Annotated in this window: 24 protein-coding genes; 13 read left to right on the top strand and 11 right to left on the bottom strand. The window is 69.2% G+C overall.

The genetic code is table 11. The annotated features are described in order from the left end of the window. Positions 1-180: 180 nt before the first annotated feature. The 6 genes from folK to murJ are packed head-to-tail and all read right to left on the bottom strand — an operon-like array spanning position 181 to position 6038. Positions 181-657 carry a 2-amino-4-hydroxy-6-hydroxymethyldihydropteridine diphosphokinase gene (folK, locus tag ACXRVZ_RS14825; protein ID WP_457427029.1) on the bottom strand — a complete coding sequence of 159 codons (477 nt, stop codon included), beginning with the start codon at positions 655-657 and terminating at the stop codon, positions 181-183. Further along, complete coding sequence (gene pcnB / locus ACXRVZ_RS14830) at positions 654-2228, bottom strand: polynucleotide adenylyltransferase PcnB (RefSeq protein ID WP_457427031.1); 1575 nt, start codon at positions 2226-2228, stop codon at positions 654-656. The genes folK and pcnB overlap by 4 nt, the downstream gene beginning before the upstream one ends. Then, entirely contained in the window at positions 2225-2893 is a 669-nt protein-coding gene (locus ACXRVZ_RS14835) for a histidinol-phosphatase (protein WP_457427033.1), read from the bottom strand. The genes pcnB and ACXRVZ_RS14835 overlap by 4 nt, the downstream gene beginning before the upstream one ends. Then, positions 2890-3576 (bottom strand): HdaA/DnaA family protein, encoded by a 687-nt coding sequence (locus tag ACXRVZ_RS14840; RefSeq protein ID WP_458232533.1) that lies wholly within the window; start codon positions 3574-3576, stop codon positions 2890-2892. Before ACXRVZ_RS14840 ends, ACXRVZ_RS14835 begins: the two co-directional genes overlap by 4 nt. A 42-nt stretch (positions 3577-3618) precedes the next feature. Beyond that, a complete protein-coding gene (locus ACXRVZ_RS14845) occupies positions 3619-4476 on the bottom strand; it encodes a SirB1 family protein (protein WP_458232534.1) in 858 nt (285 codons plus the stop codon). Then, the gene (gene murJ / locus ACXRVZ_RS14850) at positions 4476-6038 is read right to left on the bottom strand and encodes a murein biosynthesis integral membrane protein MurJ (RefSeq protein WP_457427039.1); all 1563 of its coding nucleotides are present in this window, start codon (positions 6036-6038) and stop codon (positions 4476-4478) included. The genes ACXRVZ_RS14845 and murJ overlap by 1 nt, the downstream gene beginning before the upstream one ends. Positions 6039-6157: 119 nt before the next feature. On the opposite strand from murJ, the gene rpsT reads away from it, so the two are divergent. Further along, positions 6158-6454, top strand: coding sequence for a 30S ribosomal protein S20 (gene rpsT / locus ACXRVZ_RS14855; protein ID WP_056270726.1), 297 nt, complete (start codon positions 6158-6160; stop codon positions 6452-6454). Positions 6455-6698: 244 nt separating this feature from the next. On the opposite strand, the gene ACXRVZ_RS14860 is transcribed toward rpsT, so the two are convergent. Then, the gene (locus tag ACXRVZ_RS14860) at positions 6699-7568 is read right to left on the bottom strand and encodes an alpha/beta fold hydrolase (protein WP_457427041.1); all 870 of its coding nucleotides are present in this window, start codon (positions 7566-7568) and stop codon (positions 6699-6701) included. An 87-nt stretch (positions 7569-7655) separates the two neighbouring features. Further along, a complete protein-coding gene (locus ACXRVZ_RS14865; RefSeq protein ID WP_457427043.1) occupies positions 7656-8012 on the bottom strand; it encodes a DUF3579 domain-containing protein in 357 nt (118 codons plus the stop codon). Between the two features lie 150 nt (positions 8013-8162). Here ACXRVZ_RS14865 and ACXRVZ_RS14870 point away from each other — a divergent pair, with 150 nt between their 5' ends. Together ACXRVZ_RS14870 and argF are read left to right on the top strand one after the other, a co-directional pair. After that, complete coding sequence (locus tag ACXRVZ_RS14870; RefSeq protein ID WP_458232535.1) at positions 8163-9368, top strand: acetylornithine/succinylornithine family transaminase; 1206 nt, start codon at positions 8163-8165, stop codon at positions 9366-9368. Beyond that, positions 9365-10327 carry an ornithine carbamoyltransferase gene (gene argF / locus ACXRVZ_RS14875; protein WP_457427047.1) on the top strand — a complete coding sequence of 321 codons (963 nt, stop codon included), beginning with the start codon at positions 9365-9367 and terminating at the stop codon, positions 10325-10327. Before ACXRVZ_RS14870 ends, argF begins: the two co-directional genes overlap by 4 nt. Positions 10328-10389: 62 nt before the next feature. On the opposite strand, the gene ACXRVZ_RS14880 is transcribed toward argF, so the two are convergent. Next, entirely contained in the window at positions 10390-10965 is a 576-nt protein-coding gene (locus tag ACXRVZ_RS14880) for a PEP-CTERM sorting domain-containing protein (protein ID WP_457427049.1), read from the bottom strand. A 175-nt stretch (positions 10966-11140) separates the two neighbouring features. On the opposite strand from ACXRVZ_RS14880, the gene ACXRVZ_RS14885 reads away from it, so the two are divergent. From ACXRVZ_RS14885 to atpE, 9 genes are all read left to right on the top strand, one after another. Then, a complete protein-coding gene (locus ACXRVZ_RS14885) occupies positions 11141-11590 on the top strand; it encodes a copper chaperone PCu(A)C (protein ID WP_458232536.1) in 450 nt (149 codons plus the stop codon). Positions 11591-11692: 102 nt separating this feature from the next. Further along, complete coding sequence (locus ACXRVZ_RS14890; RefSeq protein WP_458232541.1) at positions 11693-13978, top strand: hypothetical protein; 2286 nt, start codon at positions 11693-11695, stop codon at positions 13976-13978. 135 nt (positions 13979-14113) lie between these two features. Next, entirely contained in the window at positions 14114-14953 is an 840-nt protein-coding gene (locus ACXRVZ_RS14895; protein WP_458232537.1) for a peptidylprolyl isomerase, read from the top strand. Continuing rightward, the gene (locus ACXRVZ_RS14900) at positions 14950-15909 is read left to right on the top strand and encodes a HupE/UreJ family protein (RefSeq protein ID WP_457427055.1); all 960 of its coding nucleotides are present in this window, start codon (positions 14950-14952) and stop codon (positions 15907-15909) included. The genes ACXRVZ_RS14895 and ACXRVZ_RS14900 overlap by 4 nt, the downstream gene beginning before the upstream one ends. Beyond that, a complete protein-coding gene (locus ACXRVZ_RS14905; protein ID WP_457427057.1) occupies positions 15906-16532 on the top strand; it encodes a putative 2OG-Fe(II) oxygenase in 627 nt (208 codons plus the stop codon). The genes ACXRVZ_RS14900 and ACXRVZ_RS14905 overlap by 4 nt, the downstream gene beginning before the upstream one ends. After that, a complete protein-coding gene (locus ACXRVZ_RS14910) occupies positions 16529-18955 on the top strand; it encodes a spermine/spermidine synthase domain-containing protein (RefSeq protein ID WP_457427058.1) in 2427 nt (808 codons plus the stop codon). The genes ACXRVZ_RS14905 and ACXRVZ_RS14910 overlap by 4 nt, the downstream gene beginning before the upstream one ends. Before the next feature lie 43 nt (positions 18956-18998). Beyond that, complete coding sequence (locus ACXRVZ_RS14915) at positions 18999-19775, top strand: metallophosphoesterase family protein (protein ID WP_457427060.1); 777 nt, start codon at positions 18999-19001, stop codon at positions 19773-19775. After that, the gene (locus ACXRVZ_RS14920; RefSeq protein ID WP_458232538.1) at positions 19772-21220 is read left to right on the top strand and encodes a protein kinase domain-containing protein; all 1449 of its coding nucleotides are present in this window, start codon (positions 19772-19774) and stop codon (positions 21218-21220) included. The genes ACXRVZ_RS14915 and ACXRVZ_RS14920 overlap by 4 nt, the downstream gene beginning before the upstream one ends. A 70-nt stretch (positions 21221-21290) precedes the next feature. Next, complete coding sequence (gene atpE, locus ACXRVZ_RS14925; RefSeq protein WP_457427064.1) at positions 21291-21533, top strand: F0F1 ATP synthase subunit C; 243 nt, start codon at positions 21291-21293, stop codon at positions 21531-21533. 6 nt (positions 21534-21539) lie between these two features. Here atpE and ACXRVZ_RS14930 read toward each other — a convergent pair whose 3' ends face one another. Beyond that, the gene (locus tag ACXRVZ_RS14930; protein WP_457427066.1) at positions 21540-22220 is read right to left on the bottom strand and encodes a plastocyanin; all 681 of its coding nucleotides are present in this window, start codon (positions 22218-22220) and stop codon (positions 21540-21542) included. 55 nt (positions 22221-22275) lie between these two features. On the opposite strand from ACXRVZ_RS14930, the gene ACXRVZ_RS14935 reads away from it, so the two are divergent. Further along, entirely contained in the window at positions 22276-22602 is a 327-nt protein-coding gene (locus ACXRVZ_RS14935) for a YkgJ family cysteine cluster protein (RefSeq protein WP_458232539.1), read from the top strand. Positions 22603-22635: 33 nt separating this feature from the next. On the opposite strand, the gene ACXRVZ_RS14940 is transcribed toward ACXRVZ_RS14935, so the two are convergent. Next, on the bottom strand, positions 22636-23853 hold the full coding sequence (locus ACXRVZ_RS14940; RefSeq protein ID WP_457427070.1) for a tetratricopeptide repeat protein: 1218 nt from the start codon (positions 23851-23853) through the stop codon (positions 22636-22638). Positions 23854-24207: the final 354 nt, after the last annotated feature.

Here is a 24207-nt window from a genome sequence, read left to right on the forward strand (position 1 = left end):
TTTTCGAGCAAGCCGTTGAAGGGCTTGATCGAAGATAAATCATTGTCAATGAATGATTTTTCTCTTAAAGCAAGTGATTCAGTTTTTATAGTGCAGGAAGGTCATGAAGACGTTGGACAGCAGCAGCAAGCCCACGGTCTGCCAACCGGCGAGGGTCGTGAACATCGGCGAATCTCCGGGTCAGAGGGAAAGCGGGCCCAGCCGTTCGATGCGCTGGCCCTGCCAGCCGTCGCCACAAGCCAGGTGAGCCAGCTCCGGCGCGATCTCCAGCAGCGGCCTCAGCACGAAGGCCCGCTGGCCCAGGCGCGGGTGCGGCAGCGTCAGGCGCGGGGTGTCCATGACGACGTCGCCGTGGAGTAGCAGGTCCAGATCCAGCGTGCGCGGCGCGTTGCGGTAGGGGCGCTCGCGGCCGTAGTCCCGCTCGATGGCCTGCAAGGCGTCCAGCAGCTCAATGGGCAGAAGAGGAGTGTCCAGCGCCACCACGGCGTTCAGGAAGTCGGGGCCACCGGCATCGACCGGTGCGCTGCGCCAGACGCTGGACAGCGCGGCGACGTGAGCGCCGGGCAGCGCGGCGAGGCTCAGTGCCGCCTGCGTCAGCGTGGCGGAAATGTCGGCGCCGAGATTGGCGCCCAGGCCTACGTAGGCGCGCAAACTCACTCCGCTGCGGGTGCCGGCGCGGCGCCCTCGCCGCCTCCGGCGGGCTTGCGGCGACGGCGGCGGCGCTTGCGGGCCGGCGCGTCGGTGGCGGTTTCGGCCTCGTCGTCGCTGCCAGGCGCTTCAACGTCGGCATCGGCATCGGTTTCAGCAGGGCGCGGTGCACGCACCACGCGCGGCTGCTTCTGCTGGGCGGCGCGGGCGTCGGCCAGCAGCGCCTGGCGGTCGTCGTCGCTGCCCAGCGCAAAGTCTTCCCACCAGTCGGCCAGCAAGGGGTCGATCTCGCCGGCGTCGGCGCGCAGGCGCAGGAAATCGAAGCCGGCGCGGTAGCGCGGCTGCTCGATGAGGCTGAAGACGCCCGAGCCGGTGCGGCGCTCGAAGCGGGTCTGCATCATCCAGATTTCGCGCATGTCGCCGGCCAGCTTGCCGCGGCCGGAGATGTCGCCAATGCGGGCGTCGAAGACGGCGTCTATGGCCTGGGCCAGGGCCGGCACGGGCGCCTCGCCGTCGTTGCGGATCTTGTTCCAGCGGTCCAGGACCTCATGCCAGAGCATGCAGGCGAGCATGAAGCTGGGGCTGACGCCACGGCCTTCGGCGACGCGGCGGTCGGTGTCCTCGAACGCCTGGCGCACGAACTTGCCGCGGACGCCGTCGTACAGGTCGCCGGTCTCGGTCAGCATCGCGTCAAGCACGGCGAAGATGCCGCGCCCCAGGCCAAGCTTCTTCAGCTGCGCGATGCTGGCCAGCGAGTGGCCGGTCTGCAGCAGCTTGATCATTTCGTCGAACAGGCGCGAGGCCGGCACATTGGCCAGCAGCGCGGCCGATTTCTTCACCGGCGCCAAGGTCTTGGGCTCCAGCGTGAAGCCCAGTTTGGCGGCGAAGCGCACGGCGCGGATGATGCGAACCGGATCTTCGCGGTAGCGAGTCTCGGGGTCGCCGATCATGCGCAGCAGCTTGGCGCGCGCGTCGGCCAGGCCGCCGTGATAGTCCACCACCAGCTGCCGCTGCGGGTCGTAATACATCGCATTGACGGTGTAGTCGCGGCGGGCGGCATCCTCGATCTGCGGGCCCCAGACGTTGTCGCGAAGCACGCGGCCGCTGGCGTCCACGGCATGGGACTTGCCTTCCAGCTCGCTCTTGGACGTCTTCTCGTTGCCGGCCACGGCGTCGGCAGCATCAGCCTCGGTGGGCAGTGCACGGAAGGTCGAGACCTCGATGACCTCGTGCTCGCGGCCACGGCCATAGACGACGTGGACGATGCGAAAGCGCCTGCCGATGATGAAGGCGCGGCGAAACAGGCCCTTGACCTGCTCGGGCGTCGCGTTGGTGGCGACGTCGAAGTCCTTGGGCCGCACATTCAGCAGCAGGTCGCGCACCGCACCGCCGACGATGTAGGCCTCGAAGCCCGCGTCCGTCAGCGTCTTGACGACCTTGACGGCGCGCTCGTCGAGCAGTTCGGGGTCGATGCGGTGAACGTCCGCCGCGAGCTCGACGCGCTGGCCCAGGGGGCTGGCCTTCTTGGCGGCGGCTGCGGCAGGCTTGCCGAGCAGTTTGTCGATGAACTTCTTGATCATGCGAAGAGTTGGAGCTGGGGCCAGCCGCGTTCGCTGGCGATCTGCGCGAGCGTGGGGCTGGGATTGGTCGCCACCGGGTGACTGACGTGTTCGAGCAGGGGCAGGTCGTTGGTCGAGTCGCTGTAGAACGTAACGCGCTCGAAACCGGCTGATTGTGCCCCCAGGCTCTGCAGCCAGGATTCGACCCGTTCGATCTTGCCCTCGCGGAAGCTCGGCACGCCGCGGATGGCGCCGGTGAAGCGGCCTTCCTCGTCGCGTTCCAGCTCGACGGCGATCAAGTGCTCGATGCCGAATGCGGCGGCGATGGGCGCGGTGACGAACTCATTGGTGGCCGTGACCAACGCGATCAGGTCGCCGGCGGCGCGGTGCTTCTCGACCAGCGCCCTCGCCTCAGGCCGCAGCGCCGGCTGCATGACCTCCGCCATGAAGCGCTCGCGCATCGCCAGCGCCTCGGCCAGCGGCCGGCTGCGAAACGCCGACGTGGCGAACTCGACATAGGCCGGCAGATCCAGCGTGCCGGCGTTGTACTGGGCGAAGAATTCGTCGTTGCGCCGGCCCCAGACCTCGCCGTCGACCCAGCCGACCTCGACCATGAAGGCACCGAAGGAATGGTCGGAATCCATCGGGATCAGCGTCCCGTCCAGGTCAAACAAGGTCAAATTCATAAAATGGGGTCGGAGTCAATTTTCTCGTCGGCCAACATGGCCTTCAAGAGTGGCAAGGTCAGCGGTCGCTTGCTGGCCAGGGCGAATTCGTCCAGGCGCTCCAGCAGCGCCATCAAGCCCTTGAGGTTGCGCTCGAAGCGTGTCAGCAGATAGGACAGCACCTCGTCGCCGAGCAACAGGCCGCGCCGATCGGCCTCGCGGCGCAGCACGGCGCGCATCTCGGCCTCACGCAGCGGCTCCAGCGCAAAGCTGGGGCCCCAACCGAGGCGGGTGCGCAGATCCTCGCGCACAAGAAGGTCGACGGCGGGCGCATCGGCCGTGGCCACGACGGTGTAGCCCTGCCCTGCCGATTCGACGAAGAGCGCGAAGGCCGCGTGCTGCTGGCCGGCGTCGAAGCGCTGGCAGTCGTCCAGCAGCAGCAGGCTCTCGTGGGCGGGCAGCTCCCAGGGCAAGGCGGTATCGGCGTCATACCAGGCGACGCGGTGGCCGGCGGCCTGCCAGCGTTCGGCCAGGGCCTGCAGCAGATGGGTCTTGCCCGAGCCCGCCGGGCCCCACAGTAGGACGGGCGGGGCGGCCGGCATCAGGCCCAGCAGATAGGCCAGGGCCTCGGCATTGGCGCCGGGCAGGAAATTGTCGAAGCTGTGCGCGGGCGGGGCGAGCAGCGCGAGCGGGATCTGCCTCATCGAGCTTTCAACGGAACAGGGAGCTGGCGGGGGCGCGGATTGTCACTGAAGCGGCGGCGAACGCTGTTTGAGCAGCGCGGCCAGGCGCCCGCGCAGCGCATCGGCATCGGGCGCGTCGCCGCACTCGGCCAGGTAGAAGGCCAGGTCCTCGGCGGCGGCGGCGTGGGCGCCGACGGTCTGGAACACCAGGCCGCGGTCGCGCCGCTCGGCCGCGTCATTGGGCAGCAGCACGACCAGGCGCTGCTGCACGGCCAGCAGGCGCGGCCAGTCGTGCGCGGCGCGGTGCACTTCCCGCAGATTGCGCAGCATGCGGGCCAGGATCTGGCGTTTGGTGGCGGAACGCAGGAAGAACTCCAGCGGCAGTTCCAGGTCGTCCGGCAGCTCGCTGCCCTGGCGGTAGACGGCGAGGAGTTCGTCCAGCCGGCTGGGCGACAGCGCGTCGCCGGTGAAGGGGTCGATGACGACGTCGCCCAGGCCGATGCGGCACTTGACGAGAAAGTGGCCTGGGAAGGCCACGCCCGCCATGCGCAGGCCGGCCTGCTCGCCCAGCTCCAGCAGCAGCAAGGCCAGCGTGATGGGAATGCCGCGCCGCGTCTCCAGCACGCGATGGATGAAGCTGTTGTCGGCCGCGTAGTAGTTGTTCAGGTTGCCGGCAAAGCCCAGCTCGCCGTGGAAGAAGCGCGTCAGCAGGCGCAGCCTCTCGGGCGGCGCCGTTTCGGGCGTGATGCGCTCGCGCAGCCGGCGCGCGAAGGTGTCCACCTGGGCGAGCGCCGCCTGCACGTCCAGCCTGGGGTGTTCGTCCTGCGCCAGGCTGATGGCGGCTTCGAGCAGGTTCAGGCTCTCCTCCTCCGCCACCAGCGTGGCGAAGTAGTCCAGCGGAGTGGGCGCGGCGTATTTCATCAGCTCGGGCGGCCCAGGGCCTTGGGCCGCATGCCGGCCAGCAGCAGCACGGCGAAGTAGACGATGGCGCTGCCGCCCAGGCTGGCCGCCATGACGAGGGCGCGCTGGAACTCGTGCGCGCCCAGGGCGATCCAGTCCAGCCGTGTGGACAGCTGCCATTGCAGCAGGCCCATGGCCGCGCAGCCCAGGGCCACGCGCAGGCTGAAACTCGTCCAGCCCGGCTCCGGGCGGTAGCTGCCCAGCCTTCTGAGCCCCCACAGCAGCCAGCCGGCGTTGACCAGGGCGCCCGCGCCGATGGACAGCGCCAGGCCGGCGACGCCGATCCAGGGCACGAACACGAGATTGAAGCACTGCGTCAGCACCAGCACGACGACGGCGATCTTGGCCGGCGTGCCGGTGTCCTGGCGGGCATAGAAGCCCGGCGCCAGCACCTTGACGGCGATCAGCCCCATCAGGCCGACGCCCCAGCCCATCACCGACTGCGCGGTCTGGATGACGTCCTCGGCACGGAAGGCCTTGCGGTGATAGAGCACGGCAGTCAGCGGTTCAGCGAACACGATCAGCGCCACCGCACAGGGCAAGGCCAGCAGCACGACCATGCGCAGCCCCCAGTCCAGCAGCCGGCTGTAGCGCTCGCTCTGGCCCGACGCCTGGGCCGCAGACAACTGCGGCGTCAGCACGGCGGAGAGCGCCACGCCAAGCAGGCCGATGGGGAACTCCATCAGGCGGTCCGCGTAGTTCAGCCAGGACGTGGCGCCTGGGCCCAGATGGCTGGAGATCTGCGTGTTGATCATCAGCGACAGCTGCGCCACGCCAACACCGAGCAGCGCCGGCCCCATGCCGCGGATGACGCGACCGACCCCGGGATTGGCGCGCGATTCCTGGAAGCCGTGCCAGCTCAGGCGCATGCTCGGCATCGCCCCGATGGCCCGCAGGGCCGGCCACTGCACCAGCAACTGGAGCACGCCACCCAGCATGACGCCAATGGCCATCGCATAGATGCCGGGGTAACCGGCACTCTCGAGCGGCCCGGCCAGCGCCCAACCCACGGCGATCACGCTGAGATTGAGCAGCACCGGCGTGGCCGCAGGCACGACGAAACGGCGCCAGGTGTTCAGGATGCCGGCCGAAAGCGCCACCAACGACATGCAGCCGATGTAGGGAAACATGACGCGCGTCATGACGACCGACGCGTCGAATGCCTCGCCCGGCAGGCCCGAGCCGAGCAGCCAGACCAGCACAGGAGCCCCGACGACACCGAGCACACAAGTCGTCACCAAGGCCCACAGCAGCACGGTGGCAACGGCGTCAATGAGGCGCCGGGTGGCCTCTTCACCGTCGGTGGCCTTGGTCGCCGCCAGCAGCGGCACGAAGGCCTGGGAGAAAGCGCCCTCCGCGAACAGCCGGCGCAGCAGGTTGGGGATGCGGAAGGCGACGAGGAAGGCATCCGTCATCGCCGTGGCGCCGAACAAGCCGGCCACCATGGTTTCGCGGACGAGGCCGGTGATGCGCGAGGTCAGGGTCAGCAGGGAAATGGTTGACGCAGCGCGCAGCAGATTCATGCGGCGGATTATCTGTGTGGAGAATCGCGCCTCTTTTGAAACTCCGTCCGGGCGCTTGGCTTTAACCCTGATTCCGGGCTATACTCGCTGTCTTTGCACCACCTGGGTATAGACACAGCATGGCCACCAGCTCCAAAGCCAAGAAGAAGACAGTCCGCCTGGCATCGGGCCTCAAGCGCGTCCGCCAGGACGCCAAGCTCAATGCCGCCAACACGGCGCTGCGTTCCCAATTCCGCACGGTCGTCAAGAACGTGCAAAAGGCAGTGACTGCGGGCGACAAGTCCAAGGCCGCTGACCTGTTCAAGAATGCCCAAGCTGTCATCGACTCCGTCGCCGACAAGGGCATCTTCCACAAGAACAAGGCCGCTCGTCACAAGAGCCGCCTGTCCGCCAAGATCAAGGCGCTCGCCGCCTGATAAAACAGACCAGCTCTGGTGCAAAGCCTGAAGCCCGCGAAAGCGGGCTTTTTGTATTTCAGGGCGGCTCACTTCGCATTCGCGGCCGTAGTGCATTGAACTTGCAGGCCGAGCGCCGGGCCGCTCCCAAGCCGGCCCGCAGGCGATGTGCTTGCGGCTCAATGCCGCAAGCATCGCCGTCCCCCAGGGGGACCGACCGGGCTCGCCGCGTTCAGCGGGCGAGACTGGGCGAGGGGTCAACCATCTAGTGCCACGCACCAGGCCCGACGCCCTGGATGCTGCGGTCGCGCAGCCACTCCGCCACGGCGCGGGCGACCCATTGCGGGTCGTCCAGCGGCAGGTCGTGGCCGGCTTTGGTGTGCATGCGCAGCGGCGCACCCCAGGCGCGGCTGATCGCCTGCGAGCAACGCCAGTCGACCAGGCTGTCGGCCTTGCTGCACAGCAGCAGCATGGGCGCGGCCGGGCGGGTGCGGCTGGCGCGGTAGCGCACGCTGGCCAGCAGTTGCCGCGCGGTGTTGCGCACGCCCAGCGGATGCTGGCGCTGCAGCTCCAGCCATCGGTCGATGACCGCCTGGGGCGGCGTCAGCCGCGTCGTCAGCCTGAGCACGCGCTCTTCGCGCAGGCGGGCGCTGAAGCGGCTCAGCGACAGCAGCGCCAGGCCAAGATAGTTCAGGGGCCGCGGCTTGCGAAAGAGTTCACTGAAGGGCCGCAGGCTGGGGTTGATCAGCACGCCGGCTTCGACTTCGACCGGGTAGCGGTTGGCCCAGTCGGCGAGCACCGCACCTCCGAGCGACATGCCGATGATGGACATGGGCCCGCTGACACCCCGGCGCTGCAGCTCCGCGCGGCAGGCGTCGACGATGGCCGACACCTGCGTGGGGCTGGGCTGGCGGCGCAGCGTGCCGGTGCCGGGCAAGTCCAGCAAGAGCACTTGCGACGCCGGCTGCAGGGTGCGCAGCTCGCGCAGCAGGTGCTCAGGGAACACGCCCCAGTGGCCGCTCTCGCGAGATAACCCGCGCAGCAGCACCCAGACGCCGGTCAGCGTCGGCCGCACGTCTGCCGACGTGGCGGCTGACGCAGCGGTCAACGGGGCGGCATTAGCGCTGAGGGTCATCGGCTGTGTCAAAAGGTGGCGGCCGAGGATAACGGCGCACCACGCCGATGCGGCATGGGAATGTCGCTATGTCGTTAAGGAGTGGGATCAGGCAGCCGGCTTGCCGCCTGGCCCGTCCGGCCCATCGGGCCCATCGGGCAAAAGGCAGGCCTCGGCGACTTGCAGGTTGTTGTCGCGCGCAAAGTTCATGACGAAGTCCCAGGCCATGGGTTCCAGGCGCTTCAGTTCCTCATTGACGATGACGCACTTCACACCGTTGATGATGTTGGGCACGCACAGCGGCGAATAGCCGATGTGGGCGCCGATGCCGCCGCGCACGCCGCCGGGCCGAAAACTGGACATTGCACCGGCCAGGCGCTCGGCCCAATCGCTGGGGCGGAAGGTGCGTCCATCCAGCGTCACACCCTGGATGAATACTTCGCGCGGCGGTCGGACAACGGTCATGGAAGGGTCGGCTTTGCGGTACAGCGGAGCTTCGCTGCCAAAGGCGGCCATTGTGCCTCGGCTCACCGCCGTCTGTTGCGGCGCAGCAAACTGCGGCGCATCGACTCTAGAATCAAAAACTCGCTTTTCCACCACCCAATCGGAGACCCGATGAACGCTGATGCCCTCCCGTCCGACGCCCACGTGATGCCGACCTATGGCCGCCTGCCCGTTGCGCTTTCGCACGGCCAGGGCTGCTGGGTCTGGGACACGAACGGCCGACGACTGCTGGACGGGCTGGGCGGCATCGCAGTGAACACGCTGGGGCACAACCACCCGCRTCTGGTGCCGGCGTTGCAGGACCAGATCGCCAAGCTCATCCACAGCAGCAACTACTACCGCGTGCCGCTGCAGGAGCAACTCGCCGACAAGCTCTGCGAGCTTTCGGGTCTCGCCAATGTCTTCTTCTGCAATAGCGGACTGGAGGCCAACGAGGCGGCGTTGAAGATCGCCMGCAAGTTCGGCCACGACCGTGGCAACACGTCGCCGGAGATCCTGGTCTTCGAGGGCGCCTTCCACGGCCGCTCCATCGCCACGCTGTCGGCCACGGCCAACCCCAAGATCCAGGCCGGTTTCGGGCCGCTGGTGCCGGGCTTCGTGCGCGTGCCGCTGAACGACGTGGCCGCCGTCGAGGCCGCGATTGCCGCCCATCCCAACATCACAGCCATCTTCCTGGAGACCATCCAGGGCGAAGGCGGCATCAACCCGGCGCGCGTCGAGTTTTTGCAGGCGCTGCGCCGCATCTGCGACACGCACGACCTGCTGCTGATGCTGGACGAGGTGCAGTGCGGCATCGGCCGCACCGGCAAGTGGTTCGCTCACCAGTGGGCGGGCATCCAGCCAGACGTGATGCCGCTGGCCAAGGGCCTAGGCTCGGGCGTGCCCATCGGCGCCGTCGTCTGCGGCCCGCGCGCGGCCGGCGTGCTGAAGGCCGGCAACCACGGCACGACCTTCGGCGGCAACCCGCTGGCCATGCGTGCCGGCGTCGAGACACTGAAGATCATGGAAGAGGACGGCCTACTGGCCAATGCCGAAGCCGTCGGCGCCACGCTGCGCAATGGCCTGGCCGAAGGCCTGGCCGGCGTGGCCGGGTTCGTCGAGATCCGTGGCCAGGGCCTGATGCTGGGCGTCGAGCTGGACCGCCCGGCCGGCGTGCTGCTCACGCAAAGCCTGGAAGCCGGCCTGCTGCTCAGCATCACCGCCGACCGCGTCGTGCGCCTGCTGCCGCCGTTGATCCTGACGCACGACGAGGCGCGCCAGATCACGGCCCTGCTGGTGCCGCTGATCAAGGCCTTCCTGGCCCAGCCCAAGCCATGAAGCCGGGGGACGCACTGATGCGCCACTACCTCCAGTTCAAGGACCTGCGGGCCGAGGAATACGCCCACCTGTTCGACCGCGCCGGCATCATCAAGCGCCGCTTCAAGAACTACGAGAAGTACCAGCCCCTGCAGGACCGCACGCTGGCCATGATCTTCGAGAAGGCCAGCACGCGCACACGCGTCAGCTTCGAGGCCGGCATGTACCAGATGGGCGGCTCGGTCGTGCACCTGACGACCGGCGACAGCCAACTGGGCCGCGCCGAGCCGGTGGAGGACTCGGCGCGCGTCATCAGCCGCATGGTCGACATCGTCATGATCCGCACCTACGAGCAGAGCAAGCTCGATGCCTTCGCGGCGCACTCGCGCGTGCCGGTCATCAATGGCCTGACCAACGAGTACCACCCCTGCCAGATCCTGGCCGACCTGTTCACCTTCATCGAGGCCCGCGGCATGGACCGGCGCGGCTCCATCGACATGGACTGCCTGAAGGGCCGTGTCGTGGCCTGGGTGGGTGACGGCAACAACATGGCCAACACCTGGCTGCAGGCGGCGGAGATCCTGGGCTTCACGGTGCATGTCAGCACGCCCAGCGGCTACGAGGTCGACCCGGCGGTGGCGGGCATCAAGGACGCCAGTTGCTACAAGGTCTTCAAGGACCCGCGCGAGGCCTGCGAGGGCGCCGACCTGGTGACCACCGACGTCTGGACCAGCATGGGCTATGAGGCCGAGAACGATGCGCGCAAGGCCGCCTTCAAGGACTGGTGCGTGGACACGGCCATGATGTCCCGCGCCAAGCCGGACGCGCTCTTCATGCACTGCCTGCCGGCGCACCGTGGCGAGGAGGTGGCGGCGGACGTCATCGACGGGCCGCAGTCGGTCGTGTGGGATGAAGCGGAAAACAGAATGCACGTGCAGAAGGCACTCATGGAGTACCTGCTGCTCGGTCGTATCGGCTGATCCCAGCCGCTCATGAAAAAGCCGGCTGCGAACAGCCGGCTTTCCTTTTGGGCGATTGCCGATCAGGCGCGACGACGGCGGGCCAGCGCCAGGGCGCCACCACCGGCCAGCAGCAGGGCGATGCTGGTGGGTTCCGGAACGGCGGAGATGTTGTCCAGCGCGGCGACGCCATTGGTGCCGGTCAGGTCGAAGGACTGGGCGGTGCCGCCGAAGCTCAACACGGCTTTCTGCCAGGCCGAGAAGTCGCTGCCGGTCGCGGCCAGCGTGATCGTGCCCAGCAACGAACCGGTGCCGTTCAGGCCCGAGTAGGCCGAGATGGTGGCGGTGTCGATGCCCGAGTAGAAGAAGCTCAGGCCGTCGTTGACGCCCGCGGCGACGTTCAGGTAGGCGGCGGTGTTGACGGTGCCGTCGAGCTGCACATAGGCCACGCCCTGCGGCGAAGGCGCATTGCTGAAGTAGGTGAAGTCGATGTCGTTGGACAGGCCCAGCACGTTGGTGAAGGTCACGCCGTCGGCGGCATAGGTGTTGCCGACTTCCGTGCCGAAGTCCCAGGTCTTTTCAAAGTCCACGGACAGGGATGTGGCCGCAAAGGCGGGAGAGGCCAGGCCGAGGGCCAGGGCGAGGGTGGCGAGCTTCATTGAGAACTCCAGAGCTTTGGAAGTGTTGGGGCGGGCGGGGCCGCAGCGTCTTGCGGAGGCGCAGTGTGGTGGCCAAAGACGACAGGCTCGTGACGCCACCAAGGCAGCCGCGCGCGTCACACCACCGTCACTGGCGGCTGCGATGGTCGCGAGCCTTCGACTGCCATCCGCCACCATGCCCAAGCCCGCCCTGCACCGCCGCCACCTGCTCATCGTGCTGGGCGCGAGCATGGCGGCCCGCCCTGCCCTGGCCTGCGAGTTCTTCAGCAGCCGCATGCGTATCTGGCACCCGTGGACGCGCGCCACGYGGGTGGATGCCGACACGGCCAAGCTGTGCATGCGCTTCGATGAAGTGCAGCGCACGGACCGCCTCATCGGCATCGAGACCCCCGTGGCTGGGGGGGCCAGGCTGGCCGGTCCGGGGGCGCCCGATGGCGGGCAAGGCCTGTCACTGTTGATCCCGGCGGGCAAGGAACTGACCCTCGCCGAGGACGGCCTGCACATCGAGCTGCTGGACCTGCAGCACCCGCTGCAGGTGGGCCGCAGCTTTGCGCTGCGCCTGCTCTTCGAATCGGCCGCACCCGTGGACGCGACGCTCAACGTCGACTTCGCCGGCCTGCGCTGAGGCACGCGCAACCGTCGCCATACCGTCACGCCGGGGTCATGGCCCGTCCATAGCATGCGCCCGGTTTCAAGCCCCCATTTGCCACTCCCCGGAGCCGCTTCCATGACTCACTTCTTCACCAAGAGCCAGATCGCCCTGGCCGCCGTCGCCGCACTCGGCAGCGCCGCCATCATTGCGCCCAACCTCGCCACCGCTGCCGGCAAAACCGCCGGCAAATACGTGTCGGGCGACTTCCACAACCACACCACCTGCTCGGACGGCTCGATCTCGATGCAGAAGCTGGTGAAGAAGGTCACCGACAAGACGGCCGACTCGCCCTGGGGCCTGGACTGGTTCGTTCAAGCCGGCCACGGCGGCAACGGCAACCGCAATTGCACGCTGGTCGAGGACGCCTCGCTGTCCACGCCCGCCTATCCCTTCGTCGCCGGCAAGGGCCCGACGACGACCTGGGCCAACAGCATCGGCGCGGCCAACCTGAAGGGCAACGGCGGCGGCGTGGGCGGCAACGGCAATATGTGGCGCTGGCAGTCCCTGCAGGAATACCAGTACCAGGTCGTCGAGTACCTCGCGGCCTCCAAGAACCTGCCGCTGTTCCTCGGCCTGGAGTCGGTCGTTGCCGGCCACGAGCACAGCTCGATGTCCGTGATCACCGGCCAGATGCCGGCGTCGCTCGACAACGCCACGATGCCGACGACCCCAGGCTACACCGCCCTGGGCGACGCCAACGCGCTGGCCCAGTGGTCCTACTGCTTCGACCGTGGCGACACCGACACCAGCCGCGGCAATGTGACCGGCTCGGCCATCGGCAACAACTGGAATTGCGCCAACCCCGCCAGCGCCGACTCCACGTCCGCCGCGCTGGGCTGGACCGACGCCGCCAAGAAGCTCGTGCAGCCTGGCGGCACGGGCACCGGCGACAAGGGCCACCTGAAGACCGTCGAAGCGCTGAAGTGGATGGCCAATTTCCACGGCCAGGGCAGCTACTACGTGCCCGCCCACCTGGAGCGCGCCGGCCCGTTCAACGTCAACGGCAACAACGGCTTCAACATCGAGCACCTGCGCAACTTCAACAACGCCGCGCCCAACGTCGCCTTCGGCTTCGAGTCGCAGCCCGGCCATGGCGCCTCGGCCAACCGTGGCGAATACCAGGTCAACCGCAACAACTTTGGCGGCAGCGTCGGCCTGGTCGACTCCGTCGGCGGCACAACCTACGGCGGCACCGGCGTCTATGCGGCGCAAGTGGGCGGCGTGTGGGACGCACTGCTGGGCGAAGGCCGCAACTGGTGGTTCTTCGCCAGCTCCGACTGGCACAACCGCGGCCAGTTCGGCCCGGATGACCGCCGCTCGACGCAGGACTTCTACCCCGGCGAATACCAGCGCACCCACACGATGGTTCGCAATGGCGCCGACAAGCTGCGCCCGCAGACCATCGTCGACGGCCTGCGCACCGGCAACGCCTGGGCGGCCTCCGGCCAGCTGATCGACCGCCTGGCCTTCGTCGCCTGCGCGTCCTACCCCGGCGTCGGTGCCCGTACCAACGCCTCGGTCGAAGCCCTGGCCATCGCCGCGGCCACCAACAGCACCGACATCGACAAGGCTGGYTGCGCGACGATGGGCGAGAAGCTCGCCGTCCGCCCGGGTGCCGAGATCGTCGTCGCCGTCGTGCTGCGTGACCCGGACGGCGCCAACTTCGCGCCCTACAGCTTCGCCAACCCGTCGCTGGCCCAGATCGGCGTCAACCAGGCGCTGAACAAGCCGGTGCTGGATCACGTCGACGTGATCCGCGGCATGGTCACGGGCTACAAGGCACCGGGCTCGGCCGGCTACGCGGGCGAATGGCCGCGCAACACGGCCTGGCTGACGACCACCGGCGAAACCACCGGCCTGGCCGCCGTGCCGGCCGCTGCCAAGAACACGTCTTCTGCCATCCTGAAGACCTTCAGCGGCAACGGCAGCTCGGCATGGACCCAGGTGCAGTCGGGCGTGGACAACACCGTCTTCCTGAAGATGAGCTTCCGCATCCCGGCCGTCCAGGCATCGCAGTACGTGCGTCTGCGCGGCAGCAACCTGCCCGCCTCCGTGCCCTACGAGACGGACGCCAACGGCAACCCGCTGGCCGACATCTTCACCAACGCCGGCAACACGGCCATGCTGCGCATCCCCTGCACGGTCCTGGCCACCAACCAGCCGGCCGCAGGCGCGACGTTCAGCACCGGCACCATCGACGGCTGCCCGGCCCACCTGGCCACCGCCACCGGCGCGAGCAACCCCATCGCCGGCCAGAAGGCCGTGTCGTATGACATCGCCGCCTGGGCCGACCTCTGGTTCTACAGCAACCCGATCTATGTCGAAGTGGCGAACTCCATCGCCGTCGCCGGCGTGAAGTAAGGCGTCAAGCAAGGCATCAAGGCGGCGCGAGTTGCCTTGACATCGACAGCGGCGTGGCTGAAAGGCCCGCCGCTGTCTTCGTTCTGTCTTGTTGTTTGCCTAGCATGGCGGGCTATGTCCAGCACCCTGCCCCCCGTGGCTCTGCCCACCCGCTCCCGCCGCCCCCTGCCCACCTGGACCCGCGAACCGCTGCTGCACTTCCTGCTGCTGGGCGCCCTGCTGTTCGGCGTCGACCGCCTCGTCAACCGCGGCGCGAGCCAGGCCAACGAGATCCTCATCAGCGCCGAGGTCGACGCCGAAGCCCGCGAGCTCTTCAAGGCCCAGCGCGGCAATCCACCCAACGCGGAGGAGATGACCGCGCTGCGCAAGGTCTGGCTGGACAACGAGGTGCTCTACCGCGAGGGCCTGGCCCTGCAGTTGGACAAGGGTGACACCGCCATCCGCGAGCGCGTCATCTTCAAGGCGCTCAGCGTCGTCGACGGCGGCACCAAGCTGCCACCCGTCACCGACGAGCTGCTGCGCGCCTGGTTCGAGAAGCGCCGTGCCAAGTACGACGAGCCGGCCCGCTTCGACTTCCAGGAGGCCGTGCTCGGCGGTGAGTCGAGCGAAGCCGCCGTGCGCGCCTTCGTCGACATGCTCAACACCGGCACGCCGGGCGACGCCAAGGCCGGCCTGCGTGTCTTCAAGGGCCGGCCGCACGGCAACCTGCTGCAAAGCTACGGCGAGGACTTCGCCAAGGCGCTGGAGACCGCCACGCCGGGCCCGTCCGGCCAGTGGCTGGCCTTGCAGTCGCGCGCCGGCTGGCATGCCGTGCGGCTGGACGGCGTCAGCGCCGCCAAGCCCGCCAGCTTCGAAGCGCTGCGCGGCGTCGTGCAGCAGGACTGGACCGACGCGACGCTGGCCGAACAGCGCAGCGCCGCCGTTGCCCAGTTGGCCAAGAAGTACAACATCAAGGTCGAGGCGTCCGCGCCATGAGGTGCCTCGTCATCTGGCTGCGCGCAGTGCTGCTGCTCGCGCTGGCCGCCGCTGCCCTGCCCACCCTGGCCCACGAGATGAGCATGGCCGAGCTGAACCTGCGCGAGATGCGGCGCGGCGAATTCATCTGGCAATGGGGTGCCGGCGAGAAGCGGCCCATCGCCCAGGACCTGACCCCCGTCTGGCCGCAAGGCTGCACGGCCGACGCCAACGTACTGCGCTGCGGCGAGCAGGGCCTGTCGGGCCCCATGTCGATCAAGGGCGTCGGCGAGCGCTACTCGGCCACCATCGTCAAGGTCATCTGGCAGGACGGCGAAAGCCGCGTCTACACCCTCACCAAGGCCCAGCCGACCGTGCAGCTCTACGGTGCGGCCAACGACCCGCGCGGCATGGGCGAGATCGGCAGCGCCTACGCGCTGCTGGGCGTGGAGCACATCCTCGGCGGCATCGACCACCTGTTCTTCGTCATCGGCCTGCTCTTCCTCGTCGGCTTCCGCAAACGGCTGGTGTGGACCATCACCGCCTTCACCGCCGCGCACAGCCTGACGCTGGCCAGCAGCGCGCTGGGCTGGCTGACGCTGCCCTCGGCGCCGGTGGAGGCCAGCATCGCGCTGTCCATCGTGCTGGTGGCCGGCGAGGCGCTGCACAAGCGCGACACACTCGCGCGGCGCTGGCCGGCGCTGGTCGCCTTCCTGTTCGGCCTCGTGCACGGCCTGGGCTTTGCCGGCGCGCTCAAGGAGATCGGCCTGCCCGACAACCACTTGCTCGTCGCGCTGCTGACCTTCAACGTCGGCGTCGAGATCGGGCAGCTGATGACCGTAGGCGTCTGCTGGTGCCTGTGGCGCGTCAGCGCGCGCTGGCCGGCGGCGCAGCGGGCGCGCACGGTGCTGCTCTATGGCATCGGTGGCATGGCGGCCTACTGGTCGTGGCTGCGCGTGGCGGCGGTGCTGGCATGACGGATGAAGTCGTCGGGCTGTTTCCGATCCCGCTGCTGCGCGCACCGGGCGTGCTGCCGGCGCCGCTCGTCAACGCGCTGGTGGACCACTTCACCAGCCAGGCGCTGCAGGCCAACAACAGCTCCGACGCGCTGTCGCACACGCGCATGCTGCAGCCGGCCGACAGCCCGCTGCTGGTGCAGGCGGCCGCCCTCGTCACGCCCAAGATCGCCGAGTTCGGCCGCCTGCTGTTCGGCGAGCAGCTCGGCTGGGCCATCAAGGAGATGTGGGTCAACGTGCTGGACACCGGCGGGCGACAGGCCATGCACAACCATGCCAACAGCTTTGCGTCGGGCGTGGTCTACCTGACCGAGACGCACGACTCGGCGCGCACCGTCTTCATGAAGTCGCCCGGCGGCCATGATTTCGCCATCAAGAACGACCATGCGGGCGTCGCGACGGGGGCCTACAACGCCGAGAAATGGGTCAGCCCCTCGCCCGCGCCGGGCGACCTCGTGCTCTTTCCGAGCTATCTGATGCACGCCGTGCCGCCGAATGCCGGCGGCCGCCGCATCAGCCTGGCCTTCAACGCCATCCCGACGCGGCTGGAGAGCTGGGGCTACACGCTGAGCTTCAACTCGTGAGAGGTCTGGCCCTGGCGCTGATGGCCGCGTCCGGCTTTGCCGGCCTGGGCTATCAAGTCATCTGGACGCAGCAGTTCGGCCTAGTGCTGGGCCACGAGTCGGCCGCCGTGCTGGCCGTCGTCGCCGCCTTCTTCGGCGGGTTGTCGCTGGGCGCGTTGCTGCTAGGCCGGCGCATCGAGGCGAGCGACCGGCCGCTGCGTTGGTATGCCGGCTGCGAGGCGCTCATCGGCCTGTGGGGTGCGCTGCTGATGGCCGCCATGCCTGCCGCCAGCAATGCTGCGCTGGCGCTGATCGGGCCGGACGCAACGCCCGCCTGGCACTGGAGCGTGGCCTTCGGCGCAAGCTTTCTCTTGCTGCTGCCGGCCACGGCGGCGATGGGCGCCACGCTGCCGGCCATGGCCCGGCTCGGCACGGCCAGGCTCGCGCCGCTCTATGCCGCCAACACGCTGGGCGCCGTGGCCGGCGTGCTGGCCACGGCCTTCTGGTTGATCCCGGAACTGGGCCTCACGCGCAGCGCGGGGCTGTGCGTCGCGCTCAACCTGGGCTGCGCGCTGCTGGCCGGCCTCGCTCTGCAAGCCGCGCCTGCGGCCGCGCTGGGCACGAACACATCGAACCGCCCGCTGTGGATGCTGGGCGCGACCGGCCTGCTTGGCATCGCCTACGAGGTGCTGGCCGTGCGGGTGCTCAGCCAGGTGGCCGAGGACACGGTCTACACCTTCGCGCTGCTGCTGGCCGTCTACCTCGCCGGCAGTGCGGCCGGCGCTGCCGCATTTGCACGCTGGCCCGGGCTGCGCGACACCAGCCGGCTGCTGCAGGCGCTGGCCGTCAGCATCCTGCTCGGCATGGCCGCACTGTGGGGCGCCGAGGCGATCAAGGCGGCGCTGCAACCCGAGACGCTGGCCGCAGCCCTGGCCACCGAGGCGGCACTGGCACTGGCCGCGTTCGCGCTGCCCACGCTGCTGATGGGCGCCCTCTTCTGCCAGCTCAGCGCGGACGCCGCCGCGGCCGGCATCCCCTTCAGCCGCGCGCTGGGCGTCAACACGCTGGGCGCGATGGCGGCGGCACCGCTGTTCGGCGTGGCGCTGGCCTCGGCCCTGGGCCCCAAGCTGGCGCTGCTGGCGGTCGCGGCGGGGTATCTGTTGATCACGCCAGCCTGGCGCAACCCGGCCTGGTGGTTGCCCGTCGGTGCCACGGCGGCACTGGCCCTCTTCGCGCCGCCGCTCGCTTTCATAGACATGCCCGAAGGCGGCCGCCTGCTCAGCTACCGCGACGGCAGCATGGCCGCCGTCAGCGTCGTCGAGGACGCGGATGGCGTCGCGCGCCTGCGCATCAACAACCGCCAGCAGGAGGGCAGCAGCGCCACCGTCCTCGTCGACGGCCGCCAGGCCCTGCTGCCGCTGCTGCTGCACGGCGAGGCCAGGCGCGCGCTCTTCCTGGGCGTCGGCTCGGGCGTCACGTCGGGCGTGGCGGCGCGCCTGCCGGGCTTGCAGGTGGATGCTGTCGAACTGCTGCCCGAGGTCATAGCAGCCTCGGCGCTGTTCCGCCCAGCCTTGCGTGAAGGGCCTTCGCCGCAGATGCACACCGCCGACGCACGCCGTTATGTGCGCACGGCCACGCAGCGCTACGACGTCGTCGTCTCCGACAACTTCCACCCCGCCCGCAGCGGCTCGGGTGCGCTCTACACGGTCGAGCATTTCCTGGCCGTGCGCGAGCGCCTGGCGCCGCAGGGCCTGTTCTGCCAATGGCTGCCACTGCACCAGCTGGACCTGGATACGCTGCGCAGCATCACCGCGGCCTTCCTGCAGGCCTTCCCCGACGGCACTGCGCTGCTCGCCAGCAACAGCCTGGACACGCCCACGGTGGGCCTGGTCGGCCGCGCCGGTGGCACGCGCTTTGCACCCGGCGCAGCCAGGCCCGAGATGGCCGCGCAGTTCGGCCTGGCCGACGACTTCGCCATCCTGGGCAGCTTCGTCGCCGACAGCGCCGCACTGCGCCGCCTGGCCGGCGACGCGCCGCTCAACAGCGACGACCGCCCCTGGGTGGCCTACCGCGCGCCGCGCATCACCTATGCGCCCGACTCCGCGCCACGCGATCGCCTGCTGGACCTGCTGGGCCAGGTCAGCGTCGACACGGCCTCGCTGCTGTCCTCGCCCGAGCTGGCCCCGCGGCTGAATGCCTACGCCCAGGCCCGCCACAGCTACCTGGACCTGGGCCGCCGCACCGAACCCAGCGCCGACCCGGCCATCATGCTGGCCCGCGTCGGCCCGCCGCTGCTGGCCGTGCTGCGCCAAAGCCCCGATTTCCAACCCGCCGCCGAGCCGCTGCGCCGGCTGGCCCAGGCACTGGCTTCGCGCGACCCGGAGGCCGCGCAAGGGCTGCGCGAATCGCTCGCCGCAATACGCGCCGACTTGACTGGTTTCTGAACTGTCCGCGCCGCGTCAGCGCGGCATGGCAAGCTGTCGGCCTATGCGCTGGGCTTTCATCACCGACATTCACGCCAACCGTCAGGCTTTCGAGGCCGTTCTTGCCGACGCCCGCGCCCAGGGCGCCACCCGTTTTGCACTGCTGGGCGACTTCGTCGGCTACGGCGGCGACCCCGCCTGGGTGGCCGACCAGGTCATGGCCCTGGCCACCGACGGCGCCATCGCCGTGCAGGGCAACCACGACGAGGCCGTGGCCCACGGCAGCATGCCCGGCATGCACCCGGACGCGCGCGCCGTGGTCGACTGGACGCGCTCGCAGCTGAGCGAGGAGCAACTGCGCTTCCTCGCCCGGCTGCCGCTGCAAGCCCATGGCGAGCCCGGCCAGATCCTGTTCGTGCACGCCAATGCCTTCGATCCCAGTGGCTGGGACTATGTGCAGGGCCGCTCCGAGGCGGTGAAGAGCCTGCACGCCAGCAACGCGCGCATCCAGGTCTGCGGCCACATGCACGAGCCCATGCTCTACCACCTGTCCGGCACCGGCAAGGCGGGCGATTTCAAGCCGCTGGCCGGCGTGCCCATGCCGCTGCCCGGCCACCGCCAGTGGCTGGTCATCCCCGGCGCCTGCGGCCAGCCGCGCGACGGCAACCCGGCGGCCTGCTATGCGCTGCTGGACCCGGCCAAGTCCGACCTCGACGACGCCCGCATCACCTTCCAGCGCGTGGCCTACGACGTGGAGGCGGCCTGCGCTGCACTGCGCGCGACCGACATGCCGGCGGCAATAGTCGAGCGCCTGGCCCGCCGCCTCACTGTCGGCGAATGACCGCCCCAACTGCGCCCCCAACCCCACACGCACCGCTGGAGGTGGGCCAGGTGCTGGACGGCTTCCGGCTGGAAGCGCGGCTGCACCAGGGCGGCATGGCCAACCTGTGGCGCGTGAGCCGCGTGGATGGCAGCGACGATGGCGTCGAGCTGCTGATGAAGGTCCCCCGCATCAAGGGCGGCGAGGACCCGGCCACCATCGTCGGCTTCGAGGTCGAGCAGATGCTGATGCCGCAGCTCAGCGGCCCTCATGTGCCCCGCTTCGTCGCGCGCGGTGACTGGACGCGCCAGGCCTTCGTCGTCATGGAGCGCATCCCCGGCGACACGCTGCGCCCGCGGCTGGACGACGCGCCGCTGCCCCCCGAGGAGGTCGCTCACATCGGCGCCCGCGTGGCCACGGCGCTGGCGGCCCTGCACCGCCAGCATGTCGTGCACCTGGACATCAAGCCCAGCAACATCATGTTCCGCCCCGACGGCACGGCGGTGCTGGTGGACTTCGGCCTGAGCCGCCACGAGCAGCTGCCCGACCTGTTGGAAGAAGAGTTCACGCTGCCCATGGGCACGGGGCCTTACATGAGCCCGGAGCAGGTGCAGTTCGTGCGCAGTGACCCGCGCAGCGACCTGTTCGCGCTGGGCGTGATGCTCTACCACCTGGCCACCGGCGAGCGGCCCTTCGGCCAGCCGGACTCGGTGCGCGGCCTGCGCCGGCGCCTCTACGTCGAGCCGGTACCGCCGCGCGCCATCCGGCCCGAGCTGCCGCCGTGGTTGCAGGAAATCATCCTGCACTGCCTGGAAGTGAAGCCCGAGAAGCGCTATCAAAGCGCCGCCCAGCTCGCGCTGGACCTGCGCGAGCCCAGCGGCGTGGTGCTGACGGCACGCGCCGAGAAGCTGCGTGTCAGCGGCGCCATGCTGCGCCTCAAGCGCTGGTTCTTCGCCCTCGGCTCCGAGCCCACGCCGGTCGCACCGGGTGGCGAGCAACTGACGCGCAGCCCCATCGTCATGGCGGCGGTCGAGGTGGACCGCGGCACGCCCGAGTTGCGGGCGCAGCTGTGCGAGACCGTCCGCCGCATCGTGCAGACCGAAGCCGGCGCGCGCCTGGCCTGCGTAGCGGTCATGAAGATCAACCGCATCGGCATCGACGAGCTGACCGACCAGCACGGCCAGAGCCTGCACGTGAAGCAGCTCATCGCCCTCAAGCACTGGGCCCACCCGATCAGCAAGGCCTTGAACCTGGCGGACGGCCGGCTGACCTTCCATGTGCTGGAGGCTCCCGACGTGGCCGACGCGCTGGTGGATTTCGCGCGCCGCAACGGTGTGGACCACATCGTCATGGGCGCGCGCGGCGCGTCGACACTGCGGCGCTACCTGGGCAGCGTGTCGAGCCAGGTGGTGGCGGAGTCGGACTGCACGGTGACGGTGGTGCGGGAGCCTGCTGCGGGTTCATGACCTGAGAGGTCATCGACGGCGTGCGGCCTACCGCGCAGACTGCTTGGCATCAACACAAGGAGTCCACGACATGCCTGCCTTCGATTCGCTGCCCCTCGCCGTCGCCCTGCTGATCGGCATCCCCGCGTTTGGCTCGTGCCTGGGCATTGGCCTGGCGAGCATGAAGCTGCTGGAAGGCATCGCCCGCCAGCCGGAGATCGCGCCGGAGCTTCAGACCAAGTACTTCCTGGCCGTCGGCGTGACGGATGGCGCCTTCATCATCGCGACCGGCATCGGCCTGTGGTTCGCGACGGCGAACCCCTTCGCTCGCTGAAGCGGGTCAGAGGCCCGGATAGTTGTTGTCGGCCGCCGGCGCCGCGCGCTTCTTGCGGGCCGCCACGATCTGCGTCGTGACCGTCACGGCGTTGCCACCGGCGGCGATCTGCACCGCCGTGGGCGTGCCGTCGATGATCTGGTCCGGGTGCCAGATGCGCACGCGCGCCGCGCCCTCGGGCAGACCTTGCAGCTGGGCCTTGCCGTCCTCACCGCCCAGCTTGGCCCAGGGCGTGTCGGCCACATAGACATGGCCGCGCATGGAGCTGTGGATGTGGCAGGCGAGCAGGTAGGGGCCGGGGTGGGTCAGCAGCTTGCTGTCGCCGGCCGGCGCGCGGTTGCCGACGCGGCCGGCGAGGCGGAACTGGGTGTTCTGCCCCGGGTCCACGAAGACGCCACCGGCGCCCATGACGCCGAGGATGACGTGATGGTCCCAGGTGTCGAGGTTGCTGAAGCTGACCTTGGCTCCCAGGCCGACGACGGTAACGGCAGGCACGAAGCGCAGCTTCTCCTGCGCCACGCTGGCCTCCATGACCGCAGCCGGACGGGCGCCCTGCGCGCTGCTGTCGACGAGGACAACCGCGTCGGCCAGCGGCTTGCCGCTGCGGTCCAGCACGGTGACGGTCAGGTCGGCGGCCTGGGCCGAGCCAATGCACAAGAGCAGGGAGGCGATGAGGGTGGCGCGCATGTGGTGCTCGGAAGCGATGTCAAACCAGTGTCTCACCGCTGCCTACACTGCCGTGATGAGTGACAACCCCTGCCTGAGCTGCGGCGCCTGCTGCGCGAGTTTTCGCGTCGATTTCGACCGCAGCGAGTTGGAAAGCGAAGGCGGTCGCGTGCCCGACGGGCTGGCCGTGGAGCTGACCGGCCGCCTGATGCGCCTGCGCGGCACCGACCACGCCCAGCCGCGCTGCGCCGCCCTCAGCGGCAAGGTGGGCGTGAWGGCGAGCTGCGGCATCCACGAATGGCGGCCGTCACCGTGCCGGGAGTTCGGCGAGCGCGCGCCCATGGGCATTGGCGATGACGCCTGCGCGCGGGCACGAGCCCGGCACGGGCTCCCGCCGATCTAACCCGGCACGGCCGCTCCCGCCGCTCTAGCCGATCTAAGACCCTGCCCGCTGCGACAGCGGGTCCCGGCGCCGCTGCTGTTGCTGCTGCTCGCGCAACTCGTTCAGCCAGGCCAGCTTGGCGCCGTACATCTGGCGGTCCTGCACGGTGGCGCTGTTCTCCAGCGCCTTGGCGATCTCGCCGCGTGCGCCCGGCAGATCGCCCAGGCCGTAGCTGGCCAGGGCCAGCCAGAAGTGGAACTCCGGCACATAGGCGGCGCGCGCCACCTCCTTGCGGAAGAGCTGACGGGCCTCGGCAAACTCGCCCACCTTCATGGCGGCCACGCCTTCGTCGAAGAACTTGTAGGGCGGCACGGGCTGGATCTGCGCGAGCTGGTTGGACCAGACCTGGGCCTCCTCGCGCCGGCCGAGGTCGCTGAGCACGAGCACGAGGTTGGACATGGCCTGCACGTTCAGCGGCTCGCGGTCCAGCACCAGGCGCAGCGCGTTCTCTGCCGGGGCGTACAAGCCCTTGCGGCGGTAGAGCACGGCCAGCGTGTTGTAAGCGGCCAGCCAGCGCGAGTCCATCTGGATGGCGGCGCGCGCCCACCAGTAGGCGTCGTCCACCTGGCCCTGCATCAGCGCCTCGGCGGCCCGGTTGTTCATGAACATGGCGAGGATGGTGGTCTCCTCGACGGCGCGGCTGCGGTGGCGGTGAACTTCCTGGGGCGGCAGGAAGTCGATGGTCAGCAGGTCGGGCTCGCCGAACATGGTCACGCGCCCCGCCGCACTCTGCGGCCGACCCAGGCTGATATTGACGTGGCCGGCCACGAAGAAGATGCCGTTGTTGCGCGTCCAGGCTTCTTCGAGGTAGACGCTGTTCAGGCGCACCGGCAGCTTCAGGTGGCGAGCAAAGGCGGCCGTCATCATCACCAGCGACATGCAGTTGCCGCGCCGTGCGTCAAAGGCCTCGGCGGCGGTGCGGGTGATCTCGCTGTCGTAGTCGAGCTGCAGGCGACCCTTGGTGTAGAGGGCGTCGATGAGCCCGTCGCGCACGCCCTTCTTGCGGATCTCGGCCGCCATCTCGGTCTCGGCAAAGTGCTTCATCGCCGGGCTGAGCCGCAGCGCCGCCTCGGGGTCGATCTGCATGCTGGCCGGCTTGAAGGCGGCGTCGAGAAAGACGTCGGCGCGCGGCGGGGCCACGGGTTCGACGGCACAGCCACTCAGGCCGGCCGCCGTCAGGGCCAGCACCACGATCAGGGCGCGAAACTTCATGGCTGTCTCCTCGCTGGCCACTCATGCGTTGGCACTGGTTTGAGCTTAGCCCCGCCGCGCCCTCCTGTCTTGAGTCATCCTCACGGTTTGCCCCTCGTCCAGTCGCCCACCGCTGCACGCGGGGCGTCTGGCCGGTCTTGCAGACCGCGCAGCCGACAGAGCGGCTGCTCTTCGGCAGGCACGACAAGTCCACAGGACTTGCCGTGTCCGGCCTCAGCCCCCGAGGGGACGGCGATGCTTTCGGCATCAAGCCGAAAGCACATCGCCAGCGCGGGCCGGCTTGGCGAACTRGAGTCGGACACAAGCAGTCCCTGCGGACTGCTTGTGCCTACGGAAGGCCATGGGCCTCTGGCC

This window comes from Roseateles sp. P5_E8 (assembly GCF_054177665.1).

Excerpts from the sequence above, each read along its gene's own strand:
- ACXRVZ_RS14920 (WP_458232538.1), top strand. The coding sequence starts at position 19,772 with ATGACCGCCCCAACTGCGCCCCCAACCCCACACGCACCGCTGGAGGTG.
- ACXRVZ_RS14840 (WP_458232533.1), bottom strand. The coding sequence starts at position 3,576 with ATGAGGCAGATCCCGCTCGCGCTGCTCGCCCCGCCCGCGCACAGCTTC.
- ACXRVZ_RS14880 (WP_457427049.1), bottom strand. The coding sequence starts at position 10,965 with ATGAAGCTCGCCACCCTCGCCCTGGCCCTCGGCCTGGCCTCTCCCGCC.
- ACXRVZ_RS14930 (WP_457427066.1), bottom strand. The coding sequence starts at position 22,220 with ATGCGCGCCACCCTCATCGCCTCCCTGCTCTTGTGCATTGGCTCGGCC.
- ACXRVZ_RS14835 (WP_457427033.1), bottom strand. The coding sequence starts at position 2,893 with ATGAATTTGACCTTGTTTGACCTGGACGGGACGCTGATCCCGATGGAT.
- atpE (WP_457427064.1), top strand. The coding sequence starts at position 21,291 with ATGCCTGCCTTCGATTCGCTGCCCCTCGCCGTCGCCCTGCTGATCGGC.
- argF (WP_457427047.1), top strand. The coding sequence starts at position 9,365 with ATGAAGCCGGGGGACGCACTGATGCGCCACTACCTCCAGTTCAAGGAC.
- ACXRVZ_RS14865 (WP_457427043.1), bottom strand. The coding sequence starts at position 8,012 with ATGACCGTTGTCCGACCGCCGCGCGAAGTATTCATCCAGGGTGTGACG.
- pcnB (WP_457427031.1), bottom strand. The coding sequence starts at position 2,228 with ATGATCAAGAAGTTCATCGACAAACTGCTCGGCAAGCCTGCCGCAGCC.
- murJ (WP_457427039.1), bottom strand. The coding sequence starts at position 6,038 with ATGAATCTGCTGCGCGCTGCGTCAACCATTTCCCTGCTGACCCTGACC.
- ACXRVZ_RS14900 (WP_457427055.1), top strand. The coding sequence starts at position 14,950 with ATGAGGTGCCTCGTCATCTGGCTGCGCGCAGTGCTGCTGCTCGCGCTG.
- ACXRVZ_RS14860 (WP_457427041.1), bottom strand. The coding sequence starts at position 7,568 with ATGACCCTCAGCGCTAATGCCGCCCCGTTGACCGCTGCGTCAGCCGCC.
- ACXRVZ_RS14915 (WP_457427060.1), top strand. The coding sequence starts at position 18,999 with ATGCGCTGGGCTTTCATCACCGACATTCACGCCAACCGTCAGGCTTTC.
- ACXRVZ_RS14845 (WP_458232534.1), bottom strand. The coding sequence starts at position 4,476 with ATGAAATACGCCGCGCCCACTCCGCTGGACTACTTCGCCACGCTGGTG.
- ACXRVZ_RS14940 (WP_457427070.1), bottom strand. The coding sequence starts at position 23,853 with ATGAAGTTTCGCGCCCTGATCGTGGTGCTGGCCCTGACGGCGGCCGGC.
- ACXRVZ_RS14905 (WP_457427057.1), top strand. The coding sequence starts at position 15,906 with ATGACGGATGAAGTCGTCGGGCTGTTTCCGATCCCGCTGCTGCGCGCA.
- rpsT (WP_056270726.1), top strand. The coding sequence starts at position 6,158 with ATGGCCACCAGCTCCAAAGCCAAGAAGAAGACAGTCCGCCTGGCATCG.